Below are 8,913 nucleotides of genomic sequence, written 5' to 3'. Positions count from 1 at the left end.
GGCGGGACCGGGCAGAACGGCCAGAACGACGCATGCCAGCAGGAATGCCGGCAGGACGTGGATCAAATGCTGCATGACCGGAGTATCGTCGACGAGTCAAGCCGTTTACCCAGTGCCGTGCACCACGCCGTCGCACGCGCGGATTCTCGGCTGAGGCCGGGCGAGTTTGTCCAGCTTGCGCCGCGTCGAGTAGCCTCATCAGGTAAACCCAATTGTCCCTACGATGAACCCTGTCCGGAGCAACCCAACAATATGCCGAGTCCCGCCGTCACCTCGCCGCAAGTAGCCGTCAACGACATAGGCACCAGCGAGGACTTTCTCGCCGCAATAGACAAAACGATCAAGTACTTCAACGATGGCGACATCGTCGAGGGAACCATCGTCAAAGTGGACCGGGACGAGGTGCTCCTCGATATCGGCTACAAGACCGAAGGGGTCATCCCCGCCCGCGAACTCTCCATCAAGCACGACGTCGACCCCAATGAGGTCGTTTCCGTCGGCGATGAGGTGGAGGCGTTGGTCCTCACGAAGGAGGACAAAGAAGGCCGGCTGATCCTGTCCAAGAAGCGCGCACAGTACGAGCGTGCCTGGGGCACCATCGAGGCGCTCAAGGATAAGGACGAGGCTGTGAAGGGCATCGTCATCGAAGTGGTCAAGGGCGGTCTGATCCTTGACATCGGGCTGCGCGGCTTCCTGCCCGCCTCGCTGGTGGAGATGCGGCGCGTTCGTGATCTGCAGCCGTATATCGGTAAGGAAATCGAAGCCAAGATCATTGAGCTGGACAAGAACCGCAACAACGTGGTGCTATCGCGGCGGGCCTGGCTGGAACAGACTCAGTCTGAGGTGCGCAGCGAATTCCTCAACAACTTGCAGAAGGGCACCATCCGCAAGGGCGTGGTCTCCTCCATCGTCAATTTCGGCGCCTTCGTGGATCTGGGCGGCGTGGACGGTTTGGTGCACGTTTCCGAGCTGTCGTGGAAGCACATCGACCATCCATCCGAGGTGGTCCAGGTTGGTGACGAGGTCACCGTCGAGGTGCTCGACGTCGACATGGACCGCGAGCGGGTTTCGTTGTCGCTGAAGGCTACTCAGGAAGACCCGTGGCGGCACTTCGCCCGCACCCACGCGATCGGGCAGATTGTGCCGGGCAAGGTCACCAAGCTGGTGCCGTTCGGTGCGTTCGTCCGCGTCGAGGAGGGCATCGAGGGTCTGGTGCACATCTCCGAGCTGGCCGAGCGTCATGTCGAGGTGCCCGACCAGGTGGTTGCCGTCGGCGACGACGCGATGGTCAAGGTCATCGACATCGACTTGGAGCGCCGCCGAATCTCGTTGTCGCTCAAGCAAGCCAACGAGGACTACACCGAGGAGTTCGACCCGGCGAAGTACGGCATGGCCGACAGCTACGACGAGCAGGGCAACTACATCTTCCCCGAGGGCTTCGACTCCGAAACCAACGAGTGGCTTGAAGGATTCGACGCACAGCGCAACGAATGGGAAGCCCGCTACGCCGAGGCCGAGCGGCGCCACAAGATGCATACGACGCAGATGGAGAAGTTCGCCGCAGCTGAGGCTGCCGTCCACAACGGTGGTGACCAACCCTCGAGCGGCGCAGCGGCTTCGGAGAAGTCCGCGGGTGGATCGCTGGCCAGCGATGCTCAATTGGCGGCGCTGCGTGAGAAGCTGGCCGGCAACGCGTAAAAGCTTCGCAGATGCTGCGCATCGGGCTGACCGGTGGCATCGGTGCCGGCAAGTCGGCGTTGTCGGCCACCTTCTCGCAACTCGGTGGAATCATCGTCGATGGCGATGTGCTGGCCCGGGAGGTCGTCGAGCCGGGTAGCGCGGGACTGGCCTCATTGGTTGACGCGTTCGGCCGCGACATCTTGCTACCCAGCGGAGGGCTGGATCGGCCGGCATTGGCTGCCAAGGCTTTTCGGGACGATGAGGCACGCGCCAAGCTCAACGGCATCGTTCACCCGCTGGTGGCTAAGCGCCGCGCGGAGATCATCGCAGCGGTGGCGGGGAGCTCGCGCGGCGCTGTTGTCGTAGAGGACATTCCGTTGCTGGTCGAGTCGGGGATGGCGCCGCTGTTCCCGCTGGTGGTGATTGTGCATGCCGATGTCGAAGTGCGGGTGCGACGTCTGGTCGAGCAGCGCGGAATGTCAGAAGCCGACGCCCGCGCCAGGATCGCCGCCCAGGCCACCGACGAGCAGCGCCGGGCGGTGGCCGACGTGTGGCTGGACAACTCGGGCGCCCTCGACGCCTTGGTTGAGCGAGCCCGCGACGTCTGGCACAACCGGATATTGCCCTTCGCGCACAACCTCACCGAGCGCCAGCGCGCACGCGCTGCGCCGCGACTGGTGCTGCCAGATCCGAATTGGCCGGACCAGGCCCGTCGCATCGTGGCACGGTTGACGACGGCGTGTGGCCATCGGGCGTTGCGCGTAGACCACATCGGATCCACCGCGGTACCAGCGTTCCCCGCCAAGGACGTGATCGACATTCAGATCACCGTCGAATCACTGGCGGTAGCAGACGAACTTGTCGAGCCCCTGCTATCCGCCGGTTATCCACGCCTTGAGCACGTCACCCAGGACGTGGCCAAGGCCGACGGTCGCAGCACTGTCGACCACTATGACCACAGCGTCGACCCTGACTTGTGGCACAAACGCTTTCACGCCTCCGCGGATCCCGGCCGGCCGACTAACGTGCATATCAGGGTGGACGGTTGGCCCAATCAACAGTTTGCTCTGCTTTTTGTGGACTGGTTGAGAGCTAACTCCGCGTTGCGCGCCGAATACCTGGAAGTCAAGCGCACAGCCGAAAGAAGCGGCGGTGGCTGCGACATCGCGGGGTATGCCAGCGCCAAGGAACCGTGGTTCCTCGATTCCTACCGGCGAGCATGGGAGTGGGCCGACACCACCGGCTGGCAACCCTGAAGCCGGGCACTTAGCTGTGCAAGGTTATGCCGCACTGTGGCACGCCGTGGGTCGGGTCACCGTGTCCGCATCCGGAAACGATGCGCGGCGGCCGCGACAATCACACTGGGCGCCAGGTGAGTGCCATACCTTGGCTGGCGAGCCAGCGCGTGAGGTCATAGTCGTGGCGGGCCAGCCCGTCGATGGCGGCTACCGCGTGCCGCACTGCCTGCTCAGCGACCTCAGGAGCCAGCAATCCGTGGCGAACGGCGCCCAGCAGTTCCTCAACGTCGGCCAATTGAGCCCCGCGTCCGGTTCGAACCTCAATGTCGAGGTAGTGGTCCTCGGAACGCCAGATTGCCGGGCCAGGGGTGTACTGACCCACGTCGAGGTAGTAGTCATAGTCGCGTTCATGGCCCGCGTTGAAGTGAAAGACGTTGGCGCGCAGCCCTAACGACGGCAGCAGCCACGACTCGAGGTAGCGGAACTGAGCACGACCGGGAGTTGGCCGGGCCAGGTAAAGCCCCCACCGATGTACGACATACTGGTCAACCGCCCGCACGAACCCCTTCGGATCGGTATTGGTGCGGGCGAGCAGGTCGAATGTTTCGTGCTTCGGCGGATGAATGACGTCACCCTACCTGCTGCCCACCGCGACGGCCGGAAGGTCCACCACGCTCAGGCCGGTGCTGTCGGTACGGGGTTCTACCCTGGTTGGTATGGCCTTTGCCACTGAACACCCGGTAGTCGCTCATTCGGAATACCGCGCCGTCGAGGACGTTGTGCGCGCTGGGGCCCACTTTGAGGTGGTCAGCCAGCATGTGCCAGCCGGCGACCAGCCGGCCGCCATCGCGGAGCTGGAGCGGCGAATCACGGCGGGGGAGCGTGACGTGGTGCTACTGGGCGCCACCGGGACCGGGAAGTCAGCCACCACCGCGTGGCTGATCGAACGGCTACAACGTCCCACCCTGGTGATGGAACCCAACAAGACGCTGGCCGCTCAGATTGCGAACGAACTACGAGAGATGCTGCCGCACAACGCGGTCGAGTACTTCGTCTCGTACTACGACTACTACCAGCCGGAGGCATACATCGCGCAGACCGACACCTACATCGAGAAGGACAGCTCGATCAACGACGACGTGGAGCGGTTGCGGCATTCGGCGACGTCGGCGCTGCTGTCGCGGCGCGATGTGGTGGTGGTGGCCTCGGTCTCCTGCATCTACGGTCTGGGCACCCCGCAGTCCTACCTGGACCGCTCCGTCGAGCTACGAGTGGGCACCGAGGTGCCGCGGGACGACCTGCTGCGGCTGCTGGTTGATGTGCAGTACACCCGCAACGACCTATCCTTCACCCGCGGCTCGTTTCGGGTGCGCGGCGATACCGTAGAGATCATCCCCTCCTACGAAGAGCTGGCGGTCCGCATCGAGTTCTTCGGCGACGAGATCGAGGCGCTGTACTACCTGCACCCGCTGACCGGCGAGGTGATCCGCCAGGTGGACTCGCTGCGGATCTTTCCCGCCACCCACTACGTGGCCGGGCCGGAGCGCATGGCGCAGGCGATCTCCACCATCGAAGAGGAGCTTGCCGAGCGACTCGCCGAATTGGAGCGCCAGGGCAAGCTGCTGGAAGCGCAGCGGCTGCGGATGCGCACCAACTACGACATCGAGATGATGCGGCAGGTCGGCTTCTGCTCGGGCATCGAAAACTATTCCCGCCACATCGACGGCCGAGGGCCGGGCTCGCCGCCGGCCACCCTGCTCGACTACTTCCCTGAGGATTTTCTGCTCGTCATCGACGAGTCGCACGTCACCGTGCCGCAGATCGGCGGCATGTACGAAGGCGACATGTCGCGGAAACGTAACCTAGTCGACTACGGCTTCCGATTGCCGTCAGCTGTCGATAACCGCCCGCTGACCTGGGAGGAGTTCGCCGACCGAATCGGACAGACGGTGTATCTGTCGGCGACCCCGGGGCCGTACGAACTCAGCCAATCCGGCGGCGAGTTTGTCGAGCAGGTGATCCGGCCGACCGGTCTGGTGGACCCCAAGGTGGTGGTCAAGCCGACCAAAGGCCAGATCGACGACCTGATTGGTGAGATTCGCAAGCGCGCAGACGCCGATGAGCGGGTGCTGGTGACGACGCTAACCAAGAAGATGGCCGAAGACCTCACCGATTACTTGCTCGAGATGGGTATCCGGGTGCGCTACCTGCACTCCGAGGTGGACACGTTGCGCCGGGTGGAGTTGCTTCGCCAACTTCGGCTCGGTGACTACGACGTACTGGTCGGAATCAACTTGCTACGTGAGGGTCTGGACCTGCCGGAGGTGTCGCTGGTCGCAATCCTCGACGCGGACAAAGAGGGATTCCTGCGGTCGACACGTAGTCTGATCCAGACCATCGGACGCGCCGCACGTAACGTTTCCGGCGAAGTCCACATGTACGCGGACAAGATCACCGACTCGATGAAAGAGGCGATCGACGAGACCGAACGCCGGCGCGCAAAGCAAATCGCCTACAACGAGGCCAACGGGATCGACCCGCAGCCGCTGCGCAAGAAGATCGCCGACATCCTCGATCAGGTGTACCGCGAGGCCGCGGATACCGACGCCGCAGAACCTGTCCCGGTGGGTGGGTCCGGGCGCAACGCATCGCGCGGGCGTCGCGCTCAGGGCGAGCCGGGCCGGGCGGTGAGCGCGGGAGTGTTCGAAGGTCGTGACACATCCAACATGCCGCGCGCCGAACTCGCCGACCTGATCAGGGATCTCACCGCGCAGATGATGGCCGCCGCCCGTGACCTACAGTTTGAGCTGGCCGCCCGGTTCCGCGACGAGATTGCCGACCTCAAGCGGGAATTGCGGGGGATGGACGCCGCCGGGCTGAGGTGACGAACACAGCAAGGGAGGCCGGCAGTTGGCGGGAGCTGCTGGGCGGGCACCTGGGTACTGCCACCATGCTGGCCGGCGGTGTCGCGATGTACGCCACCAACGAGTTTCTGACGGTCAGCCTGCTGCCCAGCACCATCGCCGAAATCGGCGGCAGTCGGCTGTATGCGTGGGTGACAACCCTGTACCTGGTTGGTTCGGTGGTGGCGGCGACCACGGTCAACGCGATGTTGTTGCGAGTCGGTGCCCGCGCGTCGTACCTGATAGGACTGACCGTCTTCGGCGTTGCCAGTCTGCTGTGCGCGGCCGCCCCGAGCATGGAGATCCTGGTGGCTGGACGCGCCCTGCAGGGAGTGGCCGGCGGGCTGCTAGCCGGGCTGGGTTACGCGCTGATCAATGCTGCGCTGCCGCATCGACTGTGGACTCGTGGTTCAGCGCTGGTATCGGCGATGTGGGGCGTCGCGACTTTGCTTGGACCCGCCGCGGGTGGACTTTTCGCGCAGTTCAAGCTGTGGAGGTGGGCGTTTGGTGCCATGGCGGTGCTGGCTGCGCTGATGGTGATGCTGGTCTTTGCTGTGCTGACCAGGCGGGTGAGCAGCGGAGGCGACAAATCGGTGACCCGCCAGCACCGGGTGCCGGTGTGGTCGGTGCTGCTGATGGGAGCCGCCGCGCTGGCAGTCAGCGTCGCCGAGTTCCCGCGGTACCTGGTGCAGACTGCCGGGCTGCTTGCCGCCGCCGCGCTGCTGATAGCCATCTTTGTGGTCGTCGACTGGCGCATGCAAGTAGCTGTGTTGCCGCCCAGCGTCTTTGGATCCGGGCCGTTGAAATGGATCTACCTGACCATGTCGGTACAGATGGTTGCGGCAATGGTGACGACCTACGTGCCGCTGTTTGGTCAGCGATTAGGGCACTTGACACCGGTGGCAGCCGGATTTCTGGGTGCGGCACTGGCTTTCGGCTGGACAACCAGCCAGATCGTCAGTGCATCGCTCAACAGTATCCGGGTCATTGGGTACGTGGTGGCGGCGGCGCCGCTGGTGGTGGCGGCGGGCCTGGGGCTGGGTGCGGCCACCCAGCGTGCCAATGCGCCCCCGGGGACGGTTGCACTGTGGGCGCTGGCGTTGCTGGCCACCGGGGTCGGTATCGGAATGGCTTGGCCGCATCTGACGGTACGTGCGATGGATTGTGTCGACGACCCGGCCGAGAGCAGCTCAGCAGCCGCGGCGGTCAACATTGTGCAGCTGATCTCGGGTGCCGTCGGTGCCGGCTTGGCCGGTGTGGTGGTCAACAACGCGGCGGGTGGCGACGTGGCGGAAGCGCGCTGGCTATACGGGGTATTCACCGTGCTGGCGGTGGTCGCGCTCATTGCCTCCTTCCGGGCGACCCACCGCGAACGTCGCTCATCGAGTTGACTTGACGACCTGCGAGTAGTGGAACTGCCACCGCTCGACGATGTGGAAGCCGAGATAGCTGGGAAACTGGTATACGGGCGTCCGCCCGAACGCCGTTCCCGGCGACAATGACTGTCCCATCTCATGGTCCGGCAATGACTTGTCCCGGTTGGTGATCGTCCACAAGGTGGAGCACGTGTTGATCTTGGCCGTCGTTAGCCACACCGCGACATGGCCGTCCCATAAAGTGCCGACCTTGGGCCCATAGGCACCGCGTTCGACGTCGATCAGCGTCCGGAACGCGGCCGGACGGGTGGCTAGTAGCGCGCGGATTGGTCCTGGCTTCCACGACACGGTGTTGTCCACCAGCAGGCAGTCCCCCGGTGCGGCATGTGCGCTGATCACATCAGCCACCTGGCTGTAATCCCAGCCCTCCTTGGCGTACGGGCCCCGCTGGGTGAAGTAATAGTTCGGGAATGCGGCAACCGCGAAAAGAGCCACGACACCGGCGATGAGAACCGGCTTGCGAGCAATCGCGACGATGCAGATCGCCAGCACGATGGCCGCCGCCGGAGCGGTAAGAATCAGGTAGCGCGGGTAGTAGATCGGCTCAACCGTCGCCGAGTAAATCAGCACCACCGCAGTAGGAATCACGACCCACGCCACGCTGGCGAGCAGCAGCGTGCGGGTGCCGCCGTCGAGCCCGGCCGCGCCCGTCAGTCTCAGTACGATCGCGGCGCCGACAACCACGCCGGCAAGAATGGCGAACGGCACGCTGTGATCGAAGTACTGACGATGCACCACATCGAGGAACAGGTTTCTGTCCAGCCCCGAAATCCAACCGACCTGCCACACCTGGCCATGAGCGAACAGGACGAATGGCGTCATAGCACCGAGCGCGGCCACCGAGGCGACCACCCACCAGACGACAGGAGATTTTCGAGCCGTTGCGCGCGTCAACAGCGGCAGCATCGCGGCGTAGACCGCCACCAGCAGCCCTAGGTTGATGCTGACCGATATCGACAGCATCAACCCCAACGCATACAGCAGCCAGAGCCACGGGCGGTTGCGCCGCGCCGCCGAGACGAGTAGTACCGTCACCCAGACCGCGGCCGCCACCGACAGCGCAGCGGAGCGAGCCTCGATGCCCGCCCAGGTGACTCGGGGCAGGATGGCGAAGACGGCGCCCGCACACCAGGCGGTGCTGCGGTCGGAAAACTGCTTGGCGAAGACGACGACGCCGGCAGCGGCGGCGCCAACGGCCATGCTGCTGGGCACCCGCGACCAAAACTCCGTCGGCGGGAATAGGGCAAACCAGCCGTGCATCAAGAGGTAGTACAGGCCGTGCACAGCGTCGATATGACCGAGCAGCTTCCACAGCTCGGGCAGCGTCCGGCTCGCGGCAGCCGAGATGGTCGCACCCTCGTCGAACCACAGCGAAGGTCGACTGGCCCAGGCAGCGCTGAGGGCTGTAGCCAGCAAACCGATCGCCCACGGGTCCAGGCGCCGCCCGCGGGCGCGGGAGCGTGCCGTATTGCCGATGACTGCCGCCGCATTGTGCTCAAGCGCGGGGGCGGACATGATGCCTGTCACTGTAGGGTCCGGGCGATGACAACGGTCACGGGCCATCATCACCAGCCCGGCCCGTCACGCGACGCGCAGCTGCTGGCATCAGCTGCCAGGCGTAGCCGCTTCTTACGAAAGACGTTGTGCTGCTGATGA

6 protein-coding genes are annotated in these 8,913 nt (G+C 64.5%); 4 read left to right on the top strand and 2 right to left on the bottom strand.

All coding sequences use genetic code 11. The features are described 5' to 3' along the window. The first annotated feature begins 252 nt into the window (after positions 1 to 252). Entirely contained in the window at positions 253 to 1,698 is a 1,446-nt protein-coding gene (rpsA, locus tag F0Q45_RS08545; protein WP_149653530.1) for a 30S ribosomal protein S1, read from the top strand. Positions 1,699 to 1,709: 11 nt separating this feature from the next. After that, positions 1,710 to 2,936: a dephospho-CoA kinase gene (coaE, locus tag F0Q45_RS08540; RefSeq protein WP_149653529.1), complete on the top strand. Its 1,227-nt coding sequence runs from the start codon at positions 1,710 to 1,712 to the stop codon at positions 2,934 to 2,936. Between the two features lie 100 nt (positions 2,937 to 3,036). Here coaE and F0Q45_RS08535 read toward each other — a convergent pair whose 3' ends face one another. Further along, entirely contained in the window at positions 3,037 to 3,477 is a 441-nt protein-coding gene (locus F0Q45_RS08535; RefSeq protein ID WP_149653528.1) for a DUF402 domain-containing protein, read from the bottom strand. Positions 3,478 to 3,634: 157 nt separating this feature from the next. Between F0Q45_RS08535 and uvrB the strand changes: the two genes are divergently transcribed. Together uvrB and F0Q45_RS08525 are read left to right on the top strand one after the other, a co-directional pair. After that, positions 3,635 to 5,803, top strand: coding sequence for an excinuclease ABC subunit UvrB (gene uvrB / locus F0Q45_RS08530; RefSeq protein WP_149653527.1), 2,169 nt, complete (start codon positions 3,635 to 3,637; stop codon positions 5,801 to 5,803). Then, positions 5,800 to 7,212 carry an MFS transporter gene (locus F0Q45_RS08525; protein ID WP_149653526.1) on the top strand — a complete coding sequence of 471 codons (1,413 nt, stop codon included), beginning with the start codon at positions 5,800 to 5,802 and terminating at the stop codon, positions 7,210 to 7,212. The genes uvrB and F0Q45_RS08525 overlap by 4 nt, the downstream gene beginning before the upstream one ends. Here the strand turns inward: F0Q45_RS08525 and F0Q45_RS08520 are convergent. After that, a complete protein-coding gene (locus tag F0Q45_RS08520) occupies positions 7,201 to 8,823 on the bottom strand; it encodes a glycosyltransferase family 39 protein (RefSeq protein WP_149653525.1) in 1,623 nt (540 codons plus the stop codon). The two genes, F0Q45_RS08525 and F0Q45_RS08520, sit on opposite strands and share 12 nt — an antisense overlap. Positions 8,824 to 8,913: the final 90 nt, after the last annotated feature.

The sequence above is a fragment of the Mycobacterium simiae genome (assembly GCF_008370645.1).
In the GTDB taxonomy this organism is placed as follows: Bacteria; Actinomycetota; Actinomycetes; order Mycobacteriales; family Mycobacteriaceae; genus Mycobacterium; species Mycobacterium simiae_A.
The sequence above is the reverse complement of the archived record's forward strand: the minus strand, read 5'-3'. Positions and strand labels throughout refer to the sequence as shown.

Bases quoted from the DNA above. Each gene is read 5' to 3' on its own strand.
- coaE (WP_149653529.1), top strand. From the start codon at position 1,710: ATGCTGCGCATCGGGCTGACCGGTGGCATCGGTGCCGGCAAGTCGGCG.
- F0Q45_RS08520 (WP_149653525.1), bottom strand. From the start codon at position 8,823: ATGATGGCCCGTGACCGTTGTCATCGCCCGGACCCTACAGTGACAGGC.
- rpsA (WP_149653530.1), top strand. From the start codon at position 253: ATGCCGAGTCCCGCCGTCACCTCGCCGCAAGTAGCCGTCAACGACATA.
- uvrB (WP_149653527.1), top strand. From the start codon at position 3,635: ATGGCCTTTGCCACTGAACACCCGGTAGTCGCTCATTCGGAATACCGC.